This window comes from Peribacillus sp. NPDC097197, assembly GCF_050278025.1.
Lineage (GTDB): Bacteria > Bacillota > Bacilli > Bacillales > DSM-1321 > Peribacillus.
In genome coordinates, this window is record NZ_JBNNST010000004.1 from 50327 (window position 1) to 73712 (window position 23386).

Consider the following 23386-nt stretch of genomic DNA (forward strand, 5'->3'; position numbering starts at 1 on the left):
TGCAGTCTCTTTCTTTTGGATTTCTACATACTATGGAAGAATCTTCCGAAAGGTTCCTCCCTTTTTAGTATATTTGTAAATGACGGCTCCATCTTCGTCCGTCCTGAACACCATGATTTTATTTGCTTTCATCGACTCCAACACCTGGCCGTGTGGATGGCCATATCTATTCTCCTTTCCTACGGAAATGATGGCAGCTTTAGGGTGTAATTGCTCTAGGAAGGGGATCGAAGAAGATGTTTTACTTCCATGGTGGCCCACCTTCAAAATATCTGCCCGTAGTTGTGGAAATGCATCGATGAGCTCCATTTCCCCCGGTTCACCCATATCACCCGTGAAAACCCAGGAAAGCCCACCAATCTCGGCATACAAAACAACGGAGGCCTCATTAGTATTTTCTTCTTTCTTGTGGGGATTCAACACATAAAATTTAGCATCCGCAACGCTCCAAGAGTCGCCTCTTTTCACCATCTTGATTCTTATGCCCTTGTCTCGGGCTACAGGGATAAAGTCTTTATCCCGATATTGCTCCTCGCCCCAGCTACCAATAATTACTTCCTCCACCTTGAAATTCTCGATCAACTTTTTTGCACTTCCCATATGATCGGCATCCGCATGCGTTAAAATCAGCTTGTCCAAATGATGGATTCCTTTACTTTTCAATAGCGGGATTATGGTATCTTCTGCTGTATTATAGGTCTTACGCTTCTTCTTCCATTCCTCCAGTGGAAATGTGATTTGCCCCCCTGTATCAATTAAATAATTCCCGGCGTTAAACGGCAGGGTAATCAAAATCGAGTCACCCTGGCCAATATCAATGATCTGCACTTCACCGAAGGGAGATAGCTTTTGAATATTGAATTGAAGAAGTAAAAGTAAAATGAACATCCCCCACCAAGTTTTACTTGCGCGAAAAGAAGTCTCCCAATTCACAAACAAGCCCAAAATCGATACAAGTAGGAACAATAGCATGATAAAGCCTGGTTTACCAAACGAGACCGAGGCCAGGGGAAAATCAGAAGCCAAGTCGGCGGCACGATTGCAGAGCGTGAAGGTCACATTAAGGAGTGTTATGAGCGGGTGGCCGAGAGCTGGCACTAAAAGATTCAAAACGACCGTTATTAATGAAAATGGAAGCAATATCACGGAATAAAGAGGTACATACAAGACATTCAACAGGACACCCAGGAGGGAAACTTCGTAAAAGTGGAAAAGCAATATCGGGAGGGCCGCCAATTGACAGCTTGTGCTAATGATGAGGAGCTGCATGATCTTTTGGGGATAGTGCAAGAAGATGCCCGAGGACATGATGATGGAAAATGTGACAGCGAAGGACAGCTGAAAGCCAATGTTATAAAGCATGTTTGGCTGAAGAAATAACAAAACCAGATAAATGACGCCAATTGTGACACTCGCTGACAGCCTTTTTTTAAAGAGCATCAGGATAAAGAACAACATGGCCATCAAACAGGAACGCATGACAGAAGGACTTCCGCCGGATAATAGTGTATAAATCGGCAAAAAGACCAGGATGAGGATTATCATTCTTTCGCGGGTGATGCCGATACGAATTCCCAAATAAAATAACATGCCCGTTAACAGGCTTACATGAAGCCCCGAAATTGCCAAGAGATGCACCAAACCAAGCCGCTGGTAATTGGTAAGGTCCTCTTCATCGATTTCACTCTGATCTCCAAAAATCAGGGCTGTGACAAAGCCACTCGATTCTTTAGGAAAGTGTTTTTTGATGTAGGAAATCCCTTTCATCCGAAAATTGCGAATCGAGACGACAAGAGAAGCCTTTGACATTTTACATTTTGAAAAAGAGATCGAATCGGCTTTTACTATCCAGTGGGTGTTCTGACGGGAAAGATACTGCTGGTAATCGAAGCTGTTTTCATTACGGTGTGGCTCAGGGACCTGCAAACTTCCCTGTATCGGACAGGATATTCCCGTGCGCAAGTGCTGATTTAAACCTTCCTTTTCTTGTTCGGAAGCGATTGTATATCGTAAGAGGAGTTGTTCGCCTTGTTCACTTGTGACGAACCCTTTTAGCAAATTCCCATCGAGTTTTGGCTGGGAAGTAAATGTTACGAGGAAGTGACTTTCCGATCCATCATATATGGACTTGTTTCGAATTTCGGTTATGGAAGCGGAGCTTATAAAGATCCCCATGATGACAATATGAAGGATGAGGACCTTCCACTTTCCACCGCTCCAGTAAAAAAGAAAACATAAGAAAAACAAAATGCAGATTAAAAGCTTCATACTTAAATTCGAATGGGCCGTAACGCCCAATGTGGCAGAAACCGCTAAGAAAAGAAGGTGTCTGGTCATGCCCACCCTCCTTTTCATTTATTAATCAAATAACCGCTTGGCCTGCTTTTCCAGGTCCAAAACTACCTCTTTTCCGAGACCGGTTTGTTCTAGTTGACTCAACAAAGATAAAACAAAATCCTGCTTCTCTTTGCCATTCACGTCGATGGCCCCTTTTGCTTCAACCTTTTCCATCTTAACTCCGGCCTGTTCGAACAATTCAATAGCATAAGGATGGTTTTTGTAATCCTCTGCATAGTAAACAGCCTTGATCCCGGCCTGTATCAGCGATTTACAGCATTGTAAACACGGAAAATGCGTCACATAAATTTCTGCTCCCGCTGTCGGCACGCCAAATTTGGCACATTGTAAAAGCGCGTTCATTTCAGCATGAATCGTTCTGACACAATGATTATCGATGACATAACAGCCATCATCGATACAATGGGTGCCCCCCGCAATCGAGCCGTTGTACCCACCCGCAATAATCCGGTTATCCCGCACAATCGTTGCCCCCACAGTTAGACGAGTACACGTGCTTCTTAACGCTAACAAATGGCTTTGAGCCATGAAATATTGATCCCAGCTAATCCGATTCATGTGTTGTCGTCCCCTTTGACTCAGTAAATTTCTTTCTTCAATTTTACCTTCTTCCCGTCCTTTTGTGTACCCATTCTCATTATTTATTGAACCGTAATCGAATCCTTTAACTTTTCAAACGTTTTATCCCCGATACCAGAAACGTTCTTCAAATCCTCTACCTGCTTGAATTTCCCGATTGTCTCCCTATATTCAAGGATGGCTGTGGCTTTTGACGGACCGATTCCAGAAAGCGTTTCTAAGTCCGCTTGTGTGGCTGCATTCAAGTTCACTTGACCTCCTGTACCACCAGCTGCCCCTTCAGAAGCTATGGAACTAGTTGGAGCGGCAGCAACATTCGCAGGACCCTCTACATCTTCTTCGCCTATCTTCGGTACGTAAATGACCATTTGGTCCTCCACAAGCTGTGCCAGGTTTACTTTATCCTTATCCGCCTTATCCGTGAAACTGCCTGCTTCGGTAATCAAGTCAATTACCCTATCGCCAGCTTGTGCCGTAAATACACCAGGAGTCCGGACGGCCCCCTTCACATCGACTTTCATAATTCTGGGTTCCGATTCGGCTTCTGGCTTCGTTTCTTCTTCCATCTCTTCGTTTGCGGAAGCGGCAAAGATATCTTCTGTGCCAGCCGTTTCGTCTTCTGGTTGAAAAAAAAGATAAAAACCTATTACCACAATAACGATGGCAACGGCTACCAATGTTAGTTTCTTTTTGAGGATTGTCTCCATAATTAATTGAGCTCCTTCCGTATCATTTCATCATTCCATTGTCATAGGACAGGGTAAACGGCCATAGTGTTTATTGAGAAGTTGTGCTTCTTTGAAGGGAGTTGTAGTTATGAAGAAAATCGGTGTGATCGGTACCGGAAATATGGGGACGATTTTAATAGAGTCGTGGCTTGAAGCGGAGGTATTGAAGCCAAAGGATTTAATCATTACCAATCGAACGCTTTCCAAAGCCTCTGTACTGAAGGAAAAGCATCCTGGCATCCAATTGGCAGCAAGTGCAGTTGAAGTCGTCCATCAAGCTGATTTTATCTTTCTCTGCGTAAAACCTTTACAAATCCATAGCCTATTGCAGGGCATCAAACATCATATAAAAAAGGAACAATTACTCATATCCATTACAAGCCCTCTCTCTGTCTCTCAGCTCGAAGCAGAAGTTAAGGGTCCATGCGCACGCTTTATTCCCAGCATAACGAACCGTGTCGGTTCAGGGGTATCGTTACTGAGCTTCAGTGAAACGTGCAGCAAGGAGATGCAGGAGTCGCTACAGAAGCTTGCCTCATCCATCTCAGAGCCAACCATCATCGATAATGACATCACCCGTGTAGCCTCTGACATCGTCAGCTGTGGCCCTGCATTCTTTAGCTTTTTAGCACAGGCATTTATTGAAGGGGCAGTAGACACGACGAAAATCGATAAAAAAACGGCAACGATTTTAACGGAAAACATGTTGATAGGATTGGGAGAACTGCTGGGTAAAGGCATTTACACCTTACCGACCTTACAGGAAAAGGTGTGTGTAAAAGGCGGGATAACAGGTGAGGGAATCAAAGTTTTAGAAGCAGAAACCGGAGAGATGTTTCATCACCTTTTTCATGCAACACATGAAAAATTCGCAGAAGATCTTGAAGAAGTCGAAAAACAATTTGGCCATCCCTACTAACTATTCGAGAACCAAAATCAAAACTCCTTCCCAATAAAAAATAAAATAAGGGTCAGACCCCCTTTCGTGCATCGCCGTGCGAAAGGGGGTCTGACCCTTATTATTTCCCATATTATTTCCTGGCTACAAAAAGGATTCGTTCAGTTTCGTTAACGGGCGGTTTTTCTTCTAGGTCCGCCAGTATTTCGAGGGTTTCGAATCCTGCTTGCTGCAACCATTGTTTGTATTGTTGAATCGGATAGGTCCGCTGGTAATGTAATTCATCGAAACGGTCATATAAACCGCTTTGATCGTCCCTGACAAAAAAGCTAAGGTCATGCTCGACACTGTATGGTTCTTCCCCCGGGAAACTGTCCCAAATGTAGGAGACTTCTTCATCATTGACGGCAAACGTATTATTGTGGAAGATCTCTTCCATCTTATAAATCGAATGGACATCGAACATGAATAATCCGCCTTCCTTCAAATGATCATGAACCCGGCTGAAAGTTTTTACAATATCCGCTTCCTCGCGAAGGTAGTTCAGCGAATCACAAAAAATCGTGACACAGTCATATAGACCAAGCCCTTCAAGTTCTGCCATATCCTGCTGAAATAAAGGAATCGATAATCCTTGCTTCGCCGCTTTTTCATTGGCAACCATCAGCATTTCATCAGATAAGTCCACACCGGATACATCAAAACCATGCTGCGCCAGTTCAACGGTAATCTCACCGGTACCACAGGCCAAATCCAGTACTTTCTTTCCTTCTATCCCATATTGCTCTAGCTTCGCCGTCAGAATTAACAACCATTTTTCATAGGGAGCATCCTTCATTAATTCATCGTATACATAGGCAAAGCGTTCGTACGTCATTGAGTCAGTTCACCCTCAAGATCTTCGAAAGGTGCATCTCCCCATAGACGTTCAAGGTTATAATAGTTTCTTTCATCTTTATGGAAAACGTGTGCAACCACATCACCTAGGTCAACAAGTACCCATTTCGCTTCATCAAAACCTTCAAGGCGCTTAACATTGATGCCCGCTTCGTCCGCTTTGCTCTTCATTTCACGTGCGATGGCTTGTACTTGTTTTTCGGAATTACCATGACAAATCAAAAAGTAATCCGCCACCAAGGAAATTCCCTTCATATTTAAGGCAACGATATCTTCCGCTCTTTTATCGTCCGCCGCTTTTGCTGTAATTGTTAGAAGTTCACGTTCAGTCATTACATCTTCTCCTTCAAATTCATGATTAGATCATTATATGTCTTAAATGTATCAGGGTAAATGGCCTGATTTCTTTTCATTAAAAAGGCCACTGTATTTCGCAAAGCCTGTATGACAGCCTGATCCAGGTTTTCCTTGGCTGTCTGCCTCACTTCGTCGACCCCTGGGAAAGAACGCCCTGGTTCAATATAGTCGGCAAGATAGACGACCTTATCCAAAAGGCTCATTCCCACCCGGCCTGACGTGTGATAGGCGATTGCATCAAGTATTTCACGATCGGTGATCCCGGCCTCTTTTTCTACCAGGTAAGCACCAACCGGGGCATGCCAAAGCTCCATATTGTATTCCAATAGGTCCGGTGCCATTTTTTCAGAGATGATGATTTGCTCCATTTCCTCTTTTGGACGAAATTTTGCATAATCGTGAAAAATGGCTGCCAGTTCCGCCTTTTTGACGTCGGCACCATATCGTCCTGCAAGTTCAATCGCAGACTCGACCACGCCCAAAGTATGAATATATCTACGCTCGGTGATTTGTTTTCTGACAAGCGCTAATGCTTCCTCACGATTCATATAAGTCATTCCCTTTTATATACTTCACCACTGGATCGGCTAATAAGTATTTCACGGTTTTCCCTGTCCTTAACTTCCTTCGGATCATGGAGGAGGAGATGAACATCTGTGGGACTTGAACCATCGTAATAGGGTAGTCCGTTTTTTCGTTATAGCCCGGCCTTTTCACCCCGACAAAGTTCACAAGCTTGACTAGCTCGTCAATACGATGCCATTTAGGTAAATACTCGATCATATCCGCACCAATGATGAAAAAGAATTCTGTGTCAGGTTCACGCTCTTTCAGCAATTTCATTGTATCATGTGTATAGGATGTGCCTTTTCTTTCAATTTCAATACCTTCTATATAAAAAGAGGGATGCCCGGCTATAGCATCTTCAAGCATAGCCATCCTGTCCAAATCGGTAACTTCCTCCGTTTTTTCCTTATGGGGAGGAACATGATTGGGCATAAATCTGACTTCATCTAACTCTAGAGCATCTAGCACTTCATTAGCAATAATTAAATGTCCGATATGTGGAGGATTGAATGTACCGCCAAGAATTCCAATTTTTTTCATAAGATAGGTAGGTCCCTTACGGTAATTTAATTTGTTTGTTTTCTCTTGATTCTTTATATAATACGATTGTATTACCGATAATTTGAACCAATTCCGCTCTTGCACCTTTTGATAAAGCACGTCCTACTTCATTACGTTCCTCATCACAGTTTTGCAGGATGCTCACTTTAATCAATTCGCGTACTTCTAGCGCCTCACCAATTTGCTTGATGAGATTGTCATTGACCCCGCCTTTTCCAACTTGGAAAATTGGATTTAGATGATGGGCCTTTGAACGTAAAAATCTTTTCTGCTTTCCTGTTAACATGTGTTACCTCCTAGTTTGTTCAAGACAATATCTGTCATTCTTGTTGTGTCCGGCTTGATTCCGGTCCAAATCTCGAAAGCATACGCAGCTTGGTTGACGAACATGCCAAGTCCATTAAGCGTTACCGCTCCTTTTTCCTTGGCTTCACGTAGAAACTGCGTTTGCAAAGGATTATAGATAATGTCACTGACAAATGCACCGGCCTTAAGCTGGTCTAACTTCATTGGGGATTGATCCAACTTCGGACTCATCCCGCAAGATGTTGTTTGGATGATCAAATCATATTGTGATAAGCTTTGTTCCGCCTCGTCAATCGTGAGCGCCTTTGATTCTTTATCATATGGGCAATCAGAAACAAGGTGGGCTGCCCGGTCCTTCGTCCGGTTCGCAATATCAACTTGCTTTACCCCTTCTTTAACAAGGGTGAAGTAAATGGCACGTGCAGCACCGCCCGCTCCGATCACTAACGTTTTTTTAGCCTTAATGTCACCTGATATTTCATCGCATAAAGATCTATAAAATCCTATTCCGTCTGTATTATACCCTATAAAGCGGCCTTTTTCGTTAAAAACTGTATTTACTGCCCCGATGGCAAGCGCCAATTCGTCTACCTCATCGAGTAGGGGAATGACTGGGGTCTTATGTGGAATCGTTATGTTAAACCCTGATACACCAAGGGCTTTCATGCCTTTTATCGCATCAGGCAAACTATCTGGTTTGACATGAAAATGATGATAAACGGCCTGTATATTTTCTTTTTCAAAAGCATCATTATGAATGTCCGGAGACATCGAATGAGCAATTGGATCCCCTATTACACCAAATATCTTCTTCATGGAATCCCTTCCCCTATGGATTAGATTAATGATTTACGGACGATTACGTTAACGCCTTTCGGTACATGCGCAATGACCTTTGCTCCTGGTTCATTGACTGTAACCCAGCCAAGACCTGAAAACACAATATCCATTTTACCTTCTTTTAAAGTAAACTCATGCGGAATCAATTTCGGGAATTCTTCCAATTGAGCCGGACGTGGAGGCGTCAGCATTTCTCCAGCATGATTCTTATATAATTCATCCGCTTTCTCCAATTTCGTACGGTGAATGTTCAATTCATTGGAAAGATAACATGTCAGAGAGCGTCTGCCTCCTGATACATAATCCAAACGAGCCAATCCGCCAAAAAACAACGTTTGAGCTTCATTCAACTGATAAACCCTCGGTTTGATTTCCTTCTTCGGCATGATAATCTTGAAATCACGTGTATCCACATAGTGGGCCATTTGATGGTGGTTGATGATTCCTGGTGTATCAATCAAAGCTTGTCCGTCATCCAACGGGATCTCAATCATATCCAAAGTCGTTCCAGGGAAATGCGAAGTCGTGATGATATCCCCTTCACCGCTCACTTCTTTAATAAGGCGATTGATGAAAGTTGATTTCCCGACGTTCGTACAACCGACGACATATACGTCCTTACCATTCCGATATTTTTCTATCACATCAGCCGCTTCAAGGATATGTTTTCCCTTTTCTGCACTGACAAGTAGGACATCGACTGGATTCAATCCCAATTCCTTCGAAGATTTCTTCATCCAATTAATCAGTTTATTCGGCTTTACCGATTTTGGAAGCAAGTCTACCTTGTTTCCAATCAGTAGTACGTCATTATGTCCGACAAATCGGTGTAATCCTGGCAACCAACTTCCATTGAAATCGAAGATATCGACGATTTTAACAATCAAAGAATCGGTTTCGCCCACTTTATTCAAGATTTTCAAAAAGTCATCGTCCGTTAAAGAAACATCTTGAACCTCATTATAATGTTTTAATTTAAAGCAACGCTGACAAATGATGCTTTCCTTTTCCAGTGCAGATTGAGGGGCGTAGCCCAATTCCTTGGGATGTTCTGACTGGACTGTCACACCGCACCCGATGCATACTAATTCTTGTTGGCTGTTCAATTGTGTTCCTCCCATTCTATCATTCCTTTTCGTTTAAAGAACGCCATGATCTTTCTTTCGAAATAGCGGTTAATTTTCGTTCTGAATTCATCCGTTTGTGCGACCGGTACGACGAGGATCGTATGGAATCCTCCTCTATTTCCTCCCAATACATCCGTCATCAGCTGATCTCCGATTACTACCGTCTCTTCCAACTTCAAGCCCATTGCCTTCCGTGCTTTATGGAAGGCTCTTGCCATCGGTTTTCTCGCCTGATGAATAAAGGGAATCTGAAGGGGGTCGGAAAAAGAACGAACGCGTTTCTCATTATTATTCGATACAATCGTCACTAAAATCCCGTGGGCCCGTAATTTATCGATCCAGATAATCAATTCAGGGGTAGCGGTGGGCCTATCCCACTCCACCAATGTATTATCTAAATCAGTGATCACTCCTTTTATTCCCTTTTCTTTCAACTTTTCAGGATCTATATCAAAAATGCTTTGAACATGTTCACTCGGCAAAAATAATTTAAGCATACTGACACCTCTGTATTTTCTTTGAAATTTACCGTCTCTATCATATCGAATTTTCGGCTTACTTTCAAAAAATTCGTGAAAGAAGGGCTAATCGTAAAGAAACATCATAATGTATGTTTTCTAATATGAAAAGGCATTTTTCCAACAAGCTAAAGAAATCGATAACTTGAATCCATGAGTCACCCTAAAAATTACCAATAGTTTTCGACAAATATTGCCTACAACCAACCTGTGGATAACTTTACTAACATTTTCCATACTGATATGTAACATCTCACTTACTTTGTAAACAACTTAACCACAGGTTATCCACTTTCGGTTGTGGATAACAGAACGATTGTTCTCCAAGTTTATTTCTGATACAGTAGGGGTACACCAAAGATGACTTAATAATATATGTCTAGAAATGCAAAGTATTCCTCGCATTCCAACTGGAGGTGGCAGCCGTAAATGGCGTTCTAATGCAAAAACTATCCGATGATTTGTTGCTTGAATCCTATTTTAAAGCAAGGAATTTAAAGCTGAGCTCTGATTTCATCCGTCTAATTGAAACAGAAATCCATCGAAGGTCCTTAACACATAGAATTCGCTCATTATTTTAATATGGGATACATAGGCTGACAAATCCTGTTAGCCTTTTTATTTTCATACCCCTTCTTGCTTGGCCGCCAAATGTCCAATCGTTTCACCGACCCTGACATCAGCAGGAACGGATAAGCTTTCGGCGAGTCTAAAGCGATCCTTTTCAAAGAGCAGAACGACGGTTGAACCGAAACTGAAATAAGAGAATTCCTGTCCTTTTTTCAATTGCCTTGAATCATCCGTTATGACGATGGAATTGATAAACATGGCGCCGACCTTGACCATGGTTATGCACCCTTCCTCGCTTTGTAATTCTGTAATCGTACGATAATTTTTGGCCAAGGGCTCCTTACCATACTTCATCCCCCATTTATTGACAGGGTATGACTTTTTCCCAAGTGTCCACCTTTTGATTACAGAACCGGAAATGGGCGCATGAATCCTATGATAATGGCTCGGGCTTAAGTATAACACGAGATATTTACCGCCTAGGTATTTTTCTAGAAACAGAGCATCCCCCACCATTTCTTCCATAGAATATACCTTTCCCTTAACGACGATTTTTTTATCAGTACGAATTTCTCCCGCGTCCTCGAGAACGCCATCGACCGGACACGCCACCGCAGAGCTGTCGGTCGTAACCGGTCTCGTCCCCTGTTTTAGCTGCCTTGTAAATAAATCATGCAAATTCGTATAGGCATTCATGTCATTGTTGAACTCTTGTTGATCAAGGTTGAATTTTTTCACATATAGAGGAATCAAGGGCCTACTCCATCGTGATTGGCTGAACTGTTTTAATAGGCCTGAAGATACTCTTCCATTCGTGAGTTCTATAAGAATACGATAAAATGTTTGATACAACTATACCACTCCAACTTGTTAAAAAATTCAAAAAGCACTTGCATAAATTGCGTTCATTCCAATATTATTATATAATAAATACTTATGTTTACTATTCTTTACTTTATTTTGCTTTTTTTGAAGGGAGGGAAAAGATGTTTTTATTACATGCCCTAGATCAAACCATAAAAAAATTGAAAACCCAAACAGCCAATATTATAACTCTAATGAACTTATCCCTCGGTGGATTTGCCATAATAGCCGTGATACACGACCAATTAAATCTTAGCTTGCTTTTAATTTTCCTGGCTGCCCTAGCAGATCGATTTGATGGTATGGTTGCGAGGAAGTTTAACATTGAATCGGAATTAGGTAAAGAGCTTGATTCCATGTGTGATATTATTTCTTTTGGAGTCGCACCCGCTCTACTATTATACCAAGGAATATTAATAGAATTCGGTGCGCCAGGAACATTTTTAACTGTTTTTTATATTGGTTGCGGAGCATACCGCCTTGCACGCTTCAATATAAGTGAGAATAATGGATATTTTACCGGCGTACCGATTACCGTCGTTGGCTGCGTGGCCACACTTAGCTACCTGGCGATTCCTTATTTACACCCGGTCTTTTTCTTATTTCTTATGATTCTATTATCTTTACTTATGATCAGTCCATTTAAATTGAGAAAAGTTTAATTGCTGAAGGAAGCGGGCGCCCTATTCGGGCACCCTTTTTTTTGCAATTTTCCGCTTCATGCCTTTCGAACAAGTGGATCCGTCAAACGCATAAATTCCTCAACATCCTGCATACAGGTAGAAACCGCTTCTTGCCAAAAACCTCGTGTGGTTATATCGACACCCAAATGCTTCTTAGCCAAGGATTCCACATTCATCGAACCTGTATCCTGAAGCAGGGCGATATACTTCTCTTCGAATCCAGCAGGTTCATTCAGAGCTTTCGCATAGATACCTAACGAAAATAGGTAACCGAATGTGTACGGGAAATTATAAAATGGAACATCGGTGATATAAAAGTGAAGCTTCGAGGCCCAGAATGTCGGGTGATACTCATCTAACGCATCCCCATATGCCTCTTTCTGAGCATCGACCATCAGCTCATTTAAACGCTCAGCACTTACATATCCTTGTTTTCTTTCCTCATAAAACCTAGATTCAAATAGAAAACGGGCATGGATATTCATTAATAACGCCACGGAGCGCTGAATTTTATCTTCTAGAAGAATCAGCTTCTCTTCCTCACTGGATGCTTCTTTCAAAGCTGCATCCGCTACGACCATCTCAGCGAATGTAGAAGCTGTTTCAGCCACGTTCATGGCATATGAGCGATTTAATGGATGGATATTCCCCATCACATGGGAATGGAAGGCATGTCCCAACTCATGGGCCAATGTCGATACATTCGAAGGCGTTCCCGAATAGGTCATAAATATCCGGGATTGATGATCCAGTGGGAAGCCGGTACAAAAACCGCCTGGTCTCTTGCCTGGTCTATCCTCCGCCTCAATCCAGCTGTCTTTGAATGCCTTTTGGGTGAAATCCGCCAATTGACTTCCGAATTTCGAGAATTGTCCGATAATGAAGTCTGCCCCTTCTTGATACTCCATTACTTTCGATGTGGCCGTAACAGCAATAGGTGCATCCAAGTCAGCCCAACTCAGTTTTCCCACTTCAAGCATTTCAGCCTTTCTATGTAAAAACCGCACAAGTGGTTCTTTATTGTCAGCTATGACCTGCCACATGCTTTCAAGCGTCTCTTTCTTCATCCTGCAGATTTCCAGGGGTTCCTTCAAAATATCGTTCCAGCCCCTTTTTTCATTCACGCTAATCCGAAAGCCCGCCAAATGATTCAAGGTCCTTGCAAACAGTTCACCCTTTTCTTCCCATGCACGTTCCCAAGCTGTAAATAATTCGTTTCGGACACTTTGGTCCGGACTGGAAAATTTATTTGCCGCCTGACCGATAGAAAGCTCTTCCCCTTTAAACGGAACCGTCATCGAACCGACGAGCGTATCATACATTTGGCTCCATCCTTCAAATCCGTCCATGGACAACTGGGTGATCAGCGACTCTTCCTGGACCGAAAGTTTCTCTTTAGCACGGTCTCGACGCTCATTCAATACATAGGCCAGTTCATTCAACGGTTCTTTCTTGAAGACATTCTCGAACCAATCATCATCCAACTGGACCAGTTTTTCATCCAGTCTACTTAAAGCGACTTTCAAGGATGCTTCCACCTTCATCAGTTTGACCCTTAACTGACCTGCTTTTTTATCCTGAACATTTTGGGCCTCAAGGCAACCGATAAAAGCCCCTGCTTGTTCCATTTTCATTTTGGTGACTTTGTACAGATCGAGAGCCTTGATCAAAGTCTTTTCACTACCCTCTGAATTCAACAGACACACAGCTTGATCCAATTCCGTCACTTCTTGTTTGATTTCATCCATTAGGAGCAGAAATTCCGCTGAAGAGCTTCCCCCTTTAAAAAAGACATCCAAATCCCACGTTAAAGAATATCCCATACATAATTCCTCCTTATTATCAACAACACCATTATAGAGGGTCCATCCATTTTTTCCTATTCATAAGGAAGATTAAGTAGATTTTTGTCTAATTGTTTTCCCGCTTTCCATTTTATAAGCATGATATGATTGATGTACGTAGTAATCGAAAAGTTGGTGGTCCTTTTTGAAGTTCATTATCCACTTTTCAGTCATTGCCCTTCTCCTCTGGACACTGCCCCATTCCTACCAGCAGCATACTCCATTGACCCTTGAAGAGGGCAATGACGTACACCTTTTGAAGAAAATCGAGAAGAAGTTTGCACTGATACCTTTCTTGAAAGTCAGCCTAATCCTCATCGTTTTGCTAGTGAAAGAATCATGGATATTCCTGTTCCTTTATTTCCTCTCTGCCTTCCGCCGACGTTTTTTCAATCCTGTCTTTTATCAGGCGAATTACATAGCTTCTCTCACTCACTGATTTTACAAAAAAAATCGAGGAGTGATGGATATGTGGTTCCGCCTAATCATGATTGGAATCTTTTCGTTAACTGCATCACGTCTATTTCTGTTCCAGGGCATTGAAATCTACCATGCCTTTGCAGACCTGATTCGCAATAAATAAAAAAACGAAGAGAGTGCGGAAGCAAGAATCCGCACTCTCTTCGTTTTACATCCCATTATCTTTGGCCTTCTTTTCCTTCTCTTTCTCCGCACGATAAAATTCATGGAACATCTTCATCAAGGCACGCTTTTCAATTCTTGATACATAGCTACGAGATATGCCCAGTTCTTTAGCAATCTCTCTTTGCGTCTTCTCTTTCTTTAAATCTAGTCCAAACCTTCCAACGATGACTTCCTTTTCACGCTCATCCAAAACACCAATATACTTCTTCACTTTTTCTATTTCCATATTAAGCTGAATCGTGTCAATGACATCCTCTGATTCTGATTTCAATACATCAATTAAACTGATTTCATTTCCTTCTTTATCTTGACCGATTGGATCATGCAGGGAAATATCCTTTTTCGTTTTTTTTGTTGCACGTAAATGCATCAGGATTTCATTTTCAATACAACGTGCTGCGTAAGTGGCAAGCTTCGTGCCTTTACCGTCGGAATAGCTTTCAATAGCCTTTATCAATCCAATGGTCCCGATTGATATCAGATCTTCAGTATCTTCACCGGTATTCTCGAATTTCTTGACGATATGGGCCACTAGCCTAAGATTATGCTCGATGAGAATATTACGGGCTTCCCCATCCCCTTCACTCATAAGCTTCAGATACTTCTTCTCATCTTGTGAAGATAATGGCTGGGGAAAAGCATTATTTTTCACATAGGAAACTAATAAGTAAAATTCCTTGATGAGATAACCGACTGCAGTAAGTATTCCAGGCATTGGTTTCATCCTCCCGCCTCATTGGGTGTTTCCTTATCCATACCTATGCGATTGTGGGCTTGTTCTTGTCTGTACCACAAAAAGAAATCCTCCGCTTGGTTCATTACGTTGCTAGAGAGTCTCTACATACACGGATATTCTCTGGAATATCCATGTTTTTAGGATTCAAGGATTGATGGACCTTTCTAAAAGATGCCCAGAAAATCACCTAAGCGATTAATAGAAAATGTGGGAGGGATATCATTCAAGAATTCTCCTTTTAAAATCCCAATCAAACATAGACAAACTTACATATAATGATAGGGAATTTAAGCGGAAGGGAGGGATTTGTATGGGATACGGCTATGGACCATACGGATATAATTACGGTGCTCCATGCCCAGCACCTTGTTATGGCGGAGGTGGATTCGGTCTTGGAATCGCCTTGATCGTCGTCCTCGTCATCTTACTGCTGTTATTCGGATTCTGGTTCATTCCTGGTGGATTCGGATTCGGGGGCTGCGGAGGACCGGGGCCATGCTGTTAAAATAGAAAAAACTCGGCCAAGTGCCGAGTTTTTTCTATTTTACATAGTCCATGATGCTGTGCAGCGGTTTATCGGCATCGACAGAAACATTTACAGCGATTACTGTTCCAATGACAGTCGTAATAACCAGTACCATTACGATTGAGAACATTCTGAATCACTCCTTATAATTGAACCTATCTTCAATTTACCACGTTTAGGTGATTACCGACCGCTGCTATTTTGAACACTTTTCATACAATCCATGGCGATACTGTGAAGATTGCCTTACATTCGTTAGCCGGTATCCTTCTCCTGCCAGTAGCAACACTTTTCCCCTTTTATAATGGCCCATTTAATCATCTTGATCTCCACCTTTCATTTTAATATTTCTTACGTGCATCTTAGATTAGAAAAAAGGACGATGCCTCATTGCTTTATCTAGGTGCTGCTCACGTAATTTCCTGATTCGCTCTTCTTGCAAACATTCCTCAGCAGTCATTTTCCTCATTTTGATCGTGATTGTAAAAAACAGCATATTCAGTGTCATAATATCACCTCCTTTAAGGGGGCGGCTTACCAAAAAGGCATAAAAAGGCCGCAGAAAGTTCCTTCCTCCTGCGGGATTTTTAAAAATATAAAAAGGCCGCAGGGTAAAAGGATTCTCCCTGCGGCCATTATGTCTGAATGATTAATAAAGCCCATTTGCTTTAAGAATATTCCGCATGGCACAGGTCGAATAGTATATGATTGTTTGTTGGCGCGATCCAGCTAATCAGCTTAATGTTGCTTTCAAGTAAATATGTTCTCATCTTCTTCGACCTCCTTTGGAATATTATTTGGTAAGTATATCCAATAATCAACGTTTTGTAAATAGACTTTTTGTAATTTTTAGAAATTTTTTTCTGTTCCAGAACATAAGGCAATAAAAAAAGCCTGATTCCCCAGTTACACTAAGGAGATCAGGCTTGATTGCTATTGTTGTAAAAAATCTTGGTCATCGCTTTCGTCCAAGATTTTTTTATATTTTTTGGATATAAGGAAAAAGAGGATGGACAAACCGAGGAAGAGTACAGTCGCTCCCATATAGACATTGGTGGAAAGGTCCGTTTTTCCGGTTGTAGGCAGTATCGTTCCTAAATAAAAGAACGCTCCTACACATAATAAGGTGATCGCAAATTGTTTAAAATCCGCCATTTTGGAACGTAGAGCAGACGCCGTTTGATTTTTACGGTTTTTCATCCCATTCACCCCTTCTTTCTTCTAGTAAACAATCTATATCTCATTCTACCATATTAATTCCAAATGGTTGGGTGTAAATAATGGCAGGAAGCTGTGTGGGTGATGGTTCTATCCTTCTAGCGCCTGTTCTAGATCTTCCAAGAGGTCTTCCACATCTTCAAGTCCTACGGATATTCGGATTAATCCATCCGTGATGCCTAAGGTTGCGCGTCGTTCGGCTGGAATCGAGGCATGAGTCATCAAGGCCGGAACCGAAATGAGGCTCTCCACTGCCCCAAGGCTTTCGGCAAGGGTGAAGTATTTCACTTTTTGAAGCACCCGTTCTGCCTTTGCACCACTGCCGACATCGAATGAGACCATGCCACCAAAACCCCGGGATTGCTTTTTGGCAATTTCATGGTTGGGATGATTGACGAGGCCTGGATAATACACGTTTGAAATCGATTCATGCCCGGTCAGGAAACGGACAATTGCCAAGGTGTTCCTTTCGTGTTCCTCCATTCGGATGCCGAGTGTCTTCATTCCGCGCATCAACAACCAGGAATCTTGAGGCCCCAGCACGCCTCCTGTGGAGTTCTGGACAAAGTGAAGGTCTTCCCCTAGTTTTTCATCATTCACGACGGCAAGACCAGCCACAACGTCACTGTGGCCCCCGAGATACTTCGTTGCACTATGGAGAACGATATCTGTCCCGAGCGTAAGCGGATTTTGCCAATATGGAGTACTGAACGTATTATCCACAATGGTTAGCAGGTGGTGTGCCTTCGCTATTTTAGCTATTTCTTCCAGATCGGTGATTTTCAATAGAGGATTCGTCGGGGATTCAATGAACAGCGCTTTTGTATTCTGCTTGATTCCTTTTTCTATAGAGTCCAAATCACTCGTATCGATAAAGGTGGCCTCTAGCCCAAATCGGTTCAGGATTTTTGTCATCACCCGAAAAGACCCACCATATACGTCATCAGTCAGTAAGATATGATCCCCTTGATTAAAGAGCATCATCACAGCCGTCATTGCCGCCATTCCGGAACCGAAGGCAAATCCCCGTTTTCCCCCTTCAAGTTCCTTGATTAATTCCTCGAGAGCATGCCGGGTCGGATTGCCGGTACGGGAGTACTCATAGCCCCTGTGCTTTCCAGGCCCATCCTGTTTGTATGTGCTTACCTGATAGATTGGCACCGATACGGCCCCTGTTTTTTGATCGCCAAAAATGCCTCCATGAATCAATTGTGTCTTCTTCCTCACTTCATAGGCCTCCCCGATAAATATTTTTGCTTAAATACCGCTCGCTGGAATCTGGAAAAACGACGACGATATTTGTACCTGCCCGGGCCTTTTCCGCTTCCATCAAGGCCGCGGCAAAAGCAGCACCAGAGGAACTCCCGACGAGCAGTCCTTCTTTCAAGGCTAATTCTTTCACCTTGGAAAAGGCCTCTTGATCGCTTATTGTATGAATCTGATTAAAATAGGCCTCATCCATGTAAGCGGGTAAAAACTCCATGCCGATTCCCTCTGTTTTATGGGGTCCCGTTTTCCCGCCGTTTAAGATGGATCCCTCCGGTTCGACGATGACGGTTTTGACGGCAGAGTTTTGTTCCTTTAAATATCGGGATGTCCCCATGAAGGTTCCCCCAGTTCCCGCACCGGCAACGAACACATCGACCTGGCCATTGAGCTGCTCCCAAACTTCCGGACCAAGCGTTTTATAATACGTCTCCGGATTCGAGGGATTGGCAAACTGTTGCGGACAGTATGCACCAGGAATTTCGGCAAGAAGTTCTTTCGATTTGGCAATGGCTCCTTTCATGCCATCTTCAGTGGGGGTTTGCACAACTGTTGCCCCAAGAGCACGCATCAGCTCCTGCTTTTCACTACTGAATTGCTCCGGTACACAAAAAATCACATCGACATCCTGGTTTATCGCTGCCAAGGCTAAACCTATCCCTGTATTTCCAGCGGTCGGTTCGATAATGGTCCCGCCTCTTTTTAATGCTCCCGTTGCAAACGCTTGCTTCAAAAGTTCTTGGCCAAGGCGATCCTTCACGCTTCCCCCAGGATTGAGGAATTCCAATTTGGCATAAATCCGGACATCATCCGGAAGTGGGAATGAAGTGATCTCCATCATGGGCGTCTTGCCAATCAAATCATGTATATTGTGAATGACCTTCATAGTGGACATCCTCTCTAAGTTTTCTTAGAAGTTTAGTTGGTTTAAAGGTGGAGATAAAGAATAATCAGCGGAATGGCTTCCGCTGATCACTTGCTGTTTTATATCTTATTTCATTTTTTCAACCATTTTCAGAATCAGTTCCGCTGAATGAAGCGCCGCCGTTTCCAGGAATTGATCAAAGGAAACATTGGACTCCTTACCAGCGATATCCGAAAGCGAGCGAATAATAACAAACGGTGTCTGGAATTGATGCGCAACCTGAGCGATCGCTGCCGCTTCCATTTCGACCGCATATAAATTAGAGAATTTACCTCTGACGAATTCGACACGGACCGGATCATTCATGAACGAATCTCCCGTCACGATCAATCCTTTTGCCACTTGGATATCTTTAATTTCTTTAGCCGCTTCTTCTGCTATTGTGAATAGCTTTTCATCCGGGATGAAAGCAGCAGGCAGCTGTGGCACTTGACCATATTCATAGCCAAAAATCGTTACATCCACATCATGATGGCGCACTTCAGTTGAAATGACGACATCGCCGACATTCAAATCAGGGTGATATCCACCTGCAGATCCCGTATTAATGACTGCATCCGGTTTGAACTTTTCCAAAAGGATTGCGGTCGACATGGCCGCATTCACTTTTCCGATTCCTGATTTAAGCAAAATGACATCGATTCCATTCAATGACCCTGTATTGAATTCCGAACCGGCAATCGTCACCTGTTCCAGCCCTTCCAATTTATCGCGTAAAATCGTAACTTCTTCTTCCATTGCTCCGATTATGGCTACCTTCATTAGTAAAAACCTCTTCCTATATTTTTTCCGCCTCCATAATCCAAACAAATGAGTTGCAACGCTCAAAATTCACAGTGAACCCATGTTTTACAAGCACTTTTTCCAAAAAAGGAATCGTCGTGTAATATTCTGTTTGCAAATCCTTCGCCAAATTATGAAAGCCTGCATCCTCTGCATCCCGAATCGCTTGATCATGCGCTTCTTTTGATTGATACATGGTATCCGCAAACACTATTCTACCACCAGCATTCAGTAACTTTCCATAGTTGGCAATGGCTTTTTCTTTTTCTTCATCCGTTAAATGGTGAAAAGCATACGTACTAACGATTGAATCGACCTGTTTCGGCATCGGAAAGTCGATGAAATCACCATCCACGATTTCCGTTTTATCCTGTAACTTTCTGATTGCTATTTCTCTCATGGCTGGAGATGGTTCGATCCCAGATACCGTGAGACCGGCTTTTATCATCCGTTCCGTCAAGTTCCCCGTTCCCACCCCAAACTCCAATACATGGCCATGGGACCGGCTCGCGACACTATCCAATATTTTGTCATAGTGCTTAAAAACCTCTTGATATTCAATATCCTGTCCCTTGACGGATTCATCATACGATTTAGACCATTCATCAAATAGTTCCAAAAACTCTCTGCCCATATTAATCACCTTTTTATGAGAAATAATCATACCTATGAACAGAATATGAGAGTAAACAAAAACGGTTCGCATTTTTTAGGCAGTTTCACCAGATTTGATGGTACACTAACACTATCAAAACCTTGGAGGAATATAGTATGGATTTTCAACTTGATTTAAATTTATTCGAAGATAAAATTGAATTTTTCGAAGCGGAAAGCATCAAGAGCCTAGAAGAAAAGATCCAATCCCAAATCGAGATCAACAAAGCGATCTTGCTACAGGTGCACTCCGTATCACACCAAATGTATGTTAGTGAAGAAGGACGCCGCTTCTATAGCGCCGTCGTCCATTTTAAAGCGAAAAAATGAAAAAAATCCCGGAAAGCCATCGCTTTTCGGGATTTTCATGCTTACTTTTTATCATTCACTTTCAATTCTTCGACTTTGACTGGTCTCCATCCAGAACCGTCCACCCACTCGATATGTACACGATACGTTTGTGATTCGTTTCCATCTGAAACAGTGCCGATGGCCGTACTCGGAGATCCACCGTTTTGTAACCACCATAACTTCATGCTGCCTTCGTCCACACCAGCTCCAAGGGCAATCGCCTTACGCATTTCATTCCAGTCAACCGAACCCTTTTCGAAGCTTGTCGTATGTTCACCCGATTGCTCTGTACCAACCGGTTTCCAACCCTCACTCGTATAAGCCTTCTCGACATTGCCATCTCCGCTTGCCTCCACTTCTACAAGCTCAGCATCCTTGTCCTTATCTTCCTCAGTCGTATCTGTCGCTTCTGAATCTTCTTCATCTGCTTCTTCTTCCTCGACTCCTGGTGCATCTTCTTTTTTCTCTGTTTTCTCAGCTTTCTTCTGTTGTTTTTCAGTGGTTTGTTTCGGCTCGGTTGTCGCTTTTTCTGTGGAATCGTCATCACTAAGGAAAATCGTGGCTGCCACAATGACAATGAGAATGGATACGATGGTAATCGCGATATTATAAATTTTATTTAATTTTCGTTTTTGATCTCTCTGATTGAATCTAGAACTCAAGGTCCATTCCTCCCTACCTTTACTTTCAGCCTCATTCTATCATGATTCAGCTGGAGATAGAAGGGGAAGGTTTCCTACACTTTTCGTCAATTCTCGCGTATATTCTGGTCCTTGCTATATAGAACATTTACAATATCTGAAAATAGAGGCGTCATGCTGGAACTACTTTCATTTGTTTCAAAATTCACCGTAACCAGTGCATATTTGGGATTTTCATACGGAAAATACCCAGCAAACCATTTATTGAGCTCCCCTTTTTCAATGTTAGTCTGTGCAGTCCCCGATTTCCCTGCGACCTCAACAGGAAGGTTCTTTAGAGAAGCACCGGTCCCTTTCACTTCCGTGACCACCTTTCGTAAAAGATGTTGCAATTTCATCGCCGTATAAGGCTTCACTGTATCTCCCGCCATTGTTTGTGTAGGAAAGTCGACTACTGTCGTGCCGTTGTCGAATTCTACCTTCGAAACTGCTTTGACCTGTTCTTTCTTCCCTCCTCTTGCAATGGTCGCCATCATATTGGCAATGGCAAGTGGTGTGGTTTGGACATCCTGTTGACCAATGGATGTCTTGGCAATCATTTTCGGATCCTTTTTCAATTGTTCATCATGCCATACCTTTCCTTTTTGTTCATGGTACAACTGGGTGACGGCCGTATGGTAAACATCCCCCTGCCATCCGGATTGGCCAACCAACCCCAACATTTCAGCATATTTATCCAAAAAGTCCGGATCCTTTACGGCGATTTCCTTCGATAATTCGGCAAATGTCCTGTTACAGCTCTGGGCAAAGCTATTCTCAAAATTCAGCCTGCCAAGCTCTCTCTGTTTATCGGCTTCCCCTTCAATCGTTTTATCACAATCAAACGTTCTAGTCGGGCTCGCAGCCTCGTAATCAATGACAGCTGCTGCCGTTACCGTTTTAAAAACGGATCCGGGCGTTTTTTGAGTGAGCATCGTATTGATGGCACCTTCGCCATTGGGGTCCTTTTTATTAAGGGCGGGGCGGGACACCATGGCCACGATTTCGCTTTTTTCAATATCAATCAGCACAAGTCCACCTTTTTTAATCCCGCGCTCATCCACGAGCTTCTCTGCTTCTTCTTGAATGCTCTTATCGATGGTCGTGATCACTTTGACGGGGTAAAGAGGGTTGGCAGGTTCCACATATTTTACGTCCACGCCAAACATCGGACCCCCACTGGCATCGACATGAAATACGAGCTTTGATTCTCCATCGGAAAGTAAGAACTCATCAAATGTCCTTTGCAAACCCGTATTGCCAATTTTCGTATCTGCAGAAAGCTGCATATCCGGGTAGCGCTTTTTCTTTTCGGCATCCGATATATTCGTTGTACCAATCAATTGTGCGGCGGGTATTTGATCATGATATAGCTTTTCGTTCACCGCAAATACGCCAGGGATTTTCAATTCATTGATTGCCTTGGACTGATCCAAGGTTAGCTCGATCGGGTCATCCCCACCAAAAACAAAGGGATCTTTCGCTTCTGCGATCGACTGTCTCAGTTCCCATTCCGTCCTGCCGATTATGGAGGCGACTTGATCTATAGGCCAGTTCATCTTATTTAAAAACGGAAACAAAACAAGTGTCGGGATTTCTTCATGGGCAAGTGGAATGCCATTTCGGTCGTAAAACTTCCCCCGTCCGTCGTCAATCTTTAAAATTTGCGAGCGTTGGTTTACACTTGCTTCTATTAAATTCACATCATGCTTGGAAAAGGATTCTGTAGACACTAGTTGGATATAAGCTATTCGGCCAATGAGCATCAGCATGAACATAGCCAAGACAACTGCAAGTATCCTCATTCGTTTCTTTTTCATATAGAAACACCTCGTTACCATTGTTGACGAGGTTCGGATTTTTAAACACTAAAAAGAGGATGCCCTCATGGACATCCTCCTGGAA

General features: G+C 42.8%; 28 protein-coding genes. 6 read left to right on the forward strand and 22 right to left on the reverse strand.

Annotation, left to right across the window (positions count from 1 at the left end; genetic code table 11):
* Positions 1-30 precede the first annotated feature (30 nt).
* The 3 genes from ACQKL6_RS06885 to ACQKL6_RS06895 all read right to left on the reverse strand — a co-directional run bounded on the left by ACQKL6_RS06885 (position 31) and on the right by ACQKL6_RS06895 (position 3644).
* Positions 31-2337 carry a DNA internalization-related competence protein ComEC/Rec2 gene (locus tag ACQKL6_RS06885; RefSeq protein ID WP_427650884.1) on the reverse strand — a complete coding sequence of 769 codons (2307 nt, stop codon included), beginning with the start codon at positions 2335-2337 and terminating at the stop codon, positions 31-33.
* A 21-nt stretch (positions 2338-2358) separates the two neighbouring features.
* Positions 2359-2916, reverse strand: coding sequence for a ComE operon protein 2 (locus ACQKL6_RS06890; protein ID WP_402869629.1), 558 nt, complete (start codon positions 2914-2916; stop codon positions 2359-2361).
* 83 nt (positions 2917-2999) lie between these two features.
* On the reverse strand, positions 3000-3644 hold the full coding sequence (locus ACQKL6_RS06895; protein ID WP_427650885.1) for a helix-hairpin-helix domain-containing protein: 645 nt from the start codon (positions 3642-3644) through the stop codon (positions 3000-3002).
* A 109-nt stretch (positions 3645-3753) separates the two neighbouring features.
* Between ACQKL6_RS06895 and comER the strand changes: the two genes are divergently transcribed.
* Complete coding sequence (gene comER, locus ACQKL6_RS06900) at positions 3754-4584, forward strand: late competence protein ComER (protein WP_407408692.1); 831 nt, start codon at positions 3754-3756, stop codon at positions 4582-4584.
* 112 nt (positions 4585-4696) lie between these two features.
* Here comER and ACQKL6_RS06905 read toward each other — a convergent pair whose 3' ends face one another.
* From ACQKL6_RS06905 to ACQKL6_RS06940, 8 genes are read right to left on the reverse strand one after another with little or no spacing between them, the layout of a single operon-like run.
* On the reverse strand, positions 4697-5440 hold the full coding sequence (locus ACQKL6_RS06905; protein WP_427650886.1) for a class I SAM-dependent DNA methyltransferase: 744 nt from the start codon (positions 5438-5440) through the stop codon (positions 4697-4699).
* A complete protein-coding gene (gene rsfS / locus ACQKL6_RS06910) occupies positions 5437-5793 on the reverse strand; it encodes a ribosome silencing factor (RefSeq protein WP_402869637.1) in 357 nt (118 codons plus the stop codon). Before rsfS ends, ACQKL6_RS06905 begins: the two co-directional genes overlap by 4 nt.
* Positions 5793-6365, reverse strand: coding sequence for a bis(5'-nucleosyl)-tetraphosphatase (symmetrical) YqeK (yqeK, locus tag ACQKL6_RS06915; RefSeq protein ID WP_427650887.1), 573 nt, complete (start codon positions 6363-6365; stop codon positions 5793-5795). The genes rsfS and yqeK overlap by 1 nt, the downstream gene beginning before the upstream one ends.
* Positions 6355-6924 carry a nicotinate-nucleotide adenylyltransferase gene (locus ACQKL6_RS06920; RefSeq protein ID WP_402869641.1) on the reverse strand — a complete coding sequence of 190 codons (570 nt, stop codon included), beginning with the start codon at positions 6922-6924 and terminating at the stop codon, positions 6355-6357. The genes yqeK and ACQKL6_RS06920 overlap by 11 nt, the downstream gene beginning before the upstream one ends.
* A 16-nt stretch (positions 6925-6940) precedes the next feature.
* Complete coding sequence (gene yhbY / locus ACQKL6_RS06925; protein WP_402869643.1) at positions 6941-7231, reverse strand: ribosome assembly RNA-binding protein YhbY; 291 nt, start codon at positions 7229-7231, stop codon at positions 6941-6943.
* Positions 7225-8067, reverse strand: coding sequence for a shikimate dehydrogenase (aroE, locus tag ACQKL6_RS06930; protein WP_402958370.1), 843 nt, complete (start codon positions 8065-8067; stop codon positions 7225-7227). The genes yhbY and aroE overlap by 7 nt, the downstream gene beginning before the upstream one ends.
* A gap of 20 nt (positions 8068-8087) precedes the next feature.
* Complete coding sequence (yqeH, locus tag ACQKL6_RS06935; RefSeq protein WP_427650888.1) at positions 8088-9197, reverse strand: ribosome biogenesis GTPase YqeH; 1110 nt, start codon at positions 9195-9197, stop codon at positions 8088-8090.
* Positions 9194-9715, reverse strand: coding sequence for a YqeG family HAD IIIA-type phosphatase (locus ACQKL6_RS06940; RefSeq protein ID WP_402869649.1), 522 nt, complete (start codon positions 9713-9715; stop codon positions 9194-9196). The genes yqeH and ACQKL6_RS06940 overlap by 4 nt, the downstream gene beginning before the upstream one ends.
* 461 nt (positions 9716-10176) lie before the next feature.
* Here ACQKL6_RS06940 and ACQKL6_RS06945 point away from each other — a divergent pair, with 461 nt between their 5' ends.
* On the forward strand, positions 10177-10317 hold the full coding sequence (locus tag ACQKL6_RS06945; RefSeq protein WP_402869651.1) for a sporulation histidine kinase inhibitor Sda: 141 nt from the start codon (positions 10177-10179) through the stop codon (positions 10315-10317).
* A gap of 43 nt (positions 10318-10360) precedes the next feature.
* Here ACQKL6_RS06945 and ACQKL6_RS06950 read toward each other — a convergent pair whose 3' ends face one another.
* Entirely contained in the window at positions 10361-11158 is a 798-nt protein-coding gene (locus ACQKL6_RS06950) for a phosphatidylserine decarboxylase (protein WP_402958365.1), read from the reverse strand.
* A 134-nt stretch (positions 11159-11292) separates the two neighbouring features.
* Between ACQKL6_RS06950 and pssA the strand changes: the two genes are divergently transcribed.
* Positions 11293-11832: a CDP-diacylglycerol--serine O-phosphatidyltransferase gene (gene pssA / locus ACQKL6_RS06955; protein WP_402958363.1), complete on the forward strand. Its 540-nt coding sequence runs from the start codon at positions 11293-11295 to the stop codon at positions 11830-11832.
* A 56-nt stretch (positions 11833-11888) separates the two neighbouring features.
* On the opposite strand, the gene ACQKL6_RS06960 is transcribed toward pssA, so the two are convergent.
* Positions 11889-13676 (reverse strand): M3 family oligoendopeptidase, encoded by a 1788-nt coding sequence (locus tag ACQKL6_RS06960; protein WP_402958361.1) that lies wholly within the window; start codon positions 13674-13676, stop codon positions 11889-11891.
* Positions 13677-13842: 166 nt separating this feature from the next.
* Here ACQKL6_RS06960 and ACQKL6_RS06965 point away from each other — a divergent pair, with 166 nt between their 5' ends.
* Positions 13843-14136 carry a hypothetical protein gene (locus ACQKL6_RS06965; protein WP_402958359.1) on the forward strand — a complete coding sequence of 98 codons (294 nt, stop codon included), beginning with the start codon at positions 13843-13845 and terminating at the stop codon, positions 14134-14136.
* Positions 14137-14325: 189 nt separating this feature from the next.
* Here the strand turns inward: ACQKL6_RS06965 and sigK are convergent, their stop codons facing one another.
* The gene (gene sigK, locus ACQKL6_RS06970; protein ID WP_402869661.1) at positions 14326-15057 is read right to left on the reverse strand and encodes an RNA polymerase sporulation sigma factor SigK; all 732 of its coding nucleotides are present in this window, start codon (positions 15055-15057) and stop codon (positions 14326-14328) included.
* 331 nt (positions 15058-15388) lie between these two features.
* Here sigK and ACQKL6_RS06975 point away from each other — a divergent pair, with 331 nt between their 5' ends.
* Positions 15389-15583, forward strand: coding sequence for a sporulation protein YjcZ (locus tag ACQKL6_RS06975; RefSeq protein ID WP_402869663.1), 195 nt, complete (start codon positions 15389-15391; stop codon positions 15581-15583).
* A gap of 388 nt (positions 15584-15971) precedes the next feature.
* Here ACQKL6_RS06975 and ACQKL6_RS06980 read toward each other — a convergent pair whose 3' ends face one another.
* The 6 genes from ACQKL6_RS06980 to ACQKL6_RS07005 all read right to left on the reverse strand — a co-directional run bounded on the left by ACQKL6_RS06980 (position 15972) and on the right by ACQKL6_RS07005 (position 20430).
* Complete coding sequence (locus ACQKL6_RS06980; RefSeq protein WP_427650889.1) at positions 15972-16112, reverse strand: YrzI family small protein; 141 nt, start codon at positions 16110-16112, stop codon at positions 15972-15974.
* A 425-nt stretch (positions 16113-16537) separates the two neighbouring features.
* The gene (locus tag ACQKL6_RS06985; RefSeq protein ID WP_427590532.1) at positions 16538-16804 is read right to left on the reverse strand and encodes a YrhC family protein; all 267 of its coding nucleotides are present in this window, start codon (positions 16802-16804) and stop codon (positions 16538-16540) included.
* Between the two features lie 108 nt (positions 16805-16912).
* Positions 16913-18049, reverse strand: coding sequence for a bifunctional cystathionine gamma-lyase/homocysteine desulfhydrase (locus tag ACQKL6_RS06990; RefSeq protein ID WP_427650890.1), 1137 nt, complete (start codon positions 18047-18049; stop codon positions 16913-16915).
* Between the two features lies 1 nt (position 18050).
* Positions 18051-18974: a PLP-dependent cysteine synthase family protein gene (locus ACQKL6_RS06995; protein WP_427650891.1), complete on the reverse strand. Its 924-nt coding sequence runs from the start codon at positions 18972-18974 to the stop codon at positions 18051-18053.
* A gap of 105 nt (positions 18975-19079) precedes the next feature.
* The gene (gene mtnN, locus ACQKL6_RS07000) at positions 19080-19775 is read right to left on the reverse strand and encodes a 5'-methylthioadenosine/S-adenosylhomocysteine nucleosidase (protein WP_402869673.1); all 696 of its coding nucleotides are present in this window, start codon (positions 19773-19775) and stop codon (positions 19080-19082) included.
* Positions 19776-19791: 16 nt separating this feature from the next.
* Positions 19792-20430 (reverse strand): class I SAM-dependent DNA methyltransferase, encoded by a 639-nt coding sequence (locus tag ACQKL6_RS07005; protein WP_402958346.1) that lies wholly within the window; start codon positions 20428-20430, stop codon positions 19792-19794.
* A 137-nt stretch (positions 20431-20567) separates the two neighbouring features.
* Between ACQKL6_RS07005 and ACQKL6_RS07010 the strand changes: the two genes are divergently transcribed.
* Positions 20568-20780 carry a DUF2536 family protein gene (locus ACQKL6_RS07010; RefSeq protein WP_402958344.1) on the forward strand — a complete coding sequence of 71 codons (213 nt, stop codon included), beginning with the start codon at positions 20568-20570 and terminating at the stop codon, positions 20778-20780.
* A 41-nt stretch (positions 20781-20821) separates the two neighbouring features.
* Here ACQKL6_RS07010 and ACQKL6_RS07015 read toward each other — a convergent pair whose 3' ends face one another.
* Together ACQKL6_RS07015 and ACQKL6_RS07020 are read right to left on the reverse strand one after the other, a co-directional pair.
* Positions 20822-21463 carry a YrrS family protein gene (locus ACQKL6_RS07015; RefSeq protein ID WP_402958342.1) on the reverse strand — a complete coding sequence of 214 codons (642 nt, stop codon included), beginning with the start codon at positions 21461-21463 and terminating at the stop codon, positions 20822-20824.
* 86 nt (positions 21464-21549) lie between these two features.
* Positions 21550-23301: a peptidoglycan D,D-transpeptidase FtsI family protein gene (locus tag ACQKL6_RS07020; protein WP_402958340.1), complete on the reverse strand. Its 1752-nt coding sequence runs from the start codon at positions 23299-23301 to the stop codon at positions 21550-21552.
* Positions 23302-23386: the final 85 nt, after the last annotated feature.